The sequence below is a fragment of the Streptomyces sp. OR43 genome, from assembly GCF_008042275.1.
GTDB lineage: Bacteria > Actinomycetota > Actinomycetes > Streptomycetales > Streptomycetaceae > Streptomyces.
In genome coordinates this window covers 1-1,239 of record NZ_RDBK01000089.1, presented here as the reverse complement: position 1 = coordinate 1,239, position 1,239 = coordinate 1, and the positions used below count along the sequence as shown (strand labels likewise).

Genomic DNA, 1,239 nt, shown 5'->3' with positions numbered 1-1,239 from the left:
CGCCGGGCCGCGGGAACGGCTGGCGGGGCTCGCCCGCTCCACCGTGGCCCAACTGGCCGCGCTGCACTCCCCCGCCGATCTGGAGATCGTGCTGATCAGCACGGACCGGGTGCGCGGTGCGGGCCGAGCCGCGGCCGTCGTCGGACACGGCTCCCGCGGCGCCCGTCCAGCTGCCCGCGCCGCGGACCGTCGCCCCCGGCTGCTCGTCCGCCGCCGAGGCCCAGCGGGCCATCAGCGAGGCCGGGGTGGCGCGGGCGAGGCCCAGCTCGTCCAGGAGCCGGGCGGACGGCGGGAGCGCCACGGCCGCGCGGTGGCCCGGCAACGCGGTCGAACCCTCGGCCCGCAGCGGGGCCAGTGCCCGTGCGAACCGCTCCGCCCAGTGCGCCGAGACCGCGTCCACCGTGGCGACCGTGCCGTGGCCGGCGGCCTGCCCGCCCGAAGTGCGCAGCAGCCGCAGAGCGGTGGCCACGTCACCGCTGAGCATGGCCACGGCCCCGCACTCGCGGAAGGCGATCGAGGCATGACAGGCCGCCTCGTAGGTCGCGGCGACCGGTGACGTGGGGGTGGCGGCCGGGGTCTCCGCCAGACAGACCAGATGGATGCCCGCCGCCGCACCCGCGGCGGCCAGCCGGGCGGTGTTCTCGCGCAGCACCGCGGAACCGGGGTCGCCGTCGACGACCACCACGGTGAACGGACCCTCGTAGTGACGGGCGGCCTCGGCGACCGTGCCGGGATCGAGGCTCGCCCAGCCGGGGCCGAGCGGGCCCTCGTCCAGCCGGCGCACCAGCTCCGTCGTCCGGGCGACCGCCTGCTCGCGGTCGTACGCCAGCAGCAGCCGGCAGTCCTGGCCGTGCATCGGCCGCAGATGCGGGAGCCAGCCGAGCCAGGCCCACTCGCGCCGCCGCTCGTCCGCGCCGCGCGCCCGGTCCGTGCTGATCAGCACGATCTCCAGATCGGCGGGGGAGTGCAGCGCGGCCAGTTGGGCCACGGTGGAGCGGGCGAGCCCCGCCAGCCGTTCCCGCGGCCCGGCGAGCCCGAGGGAACCGGCCTCCCGCAGCCCCACCGTCACCGGCACGGCGGGCAGGTCGGCCCGGTCGGTCGTGCCGAGGCGGACCACCAGCGCCTCCGCGCGGCCGTGGCGCTCCCGCCGTCCGCCCGGCTCCTGGACGAGCTGGGCCTCGCCCGCGCCACCCCGGCCTCGCTGATGGCCCGCTGGGCCTCGGCGGCGGACGAGCAGCC

Annotated in this window: 1 pseudogene; it reads right to left on the bottom strand. The window is 78.8% G+C overall.

Annotated features, from left to right (window positions below):
* Positions 1 to 1,239: pseudogene (locus EAO72_RS40965) on the bottom strand (FHA domain-containing protein); the annotation flags it as partial.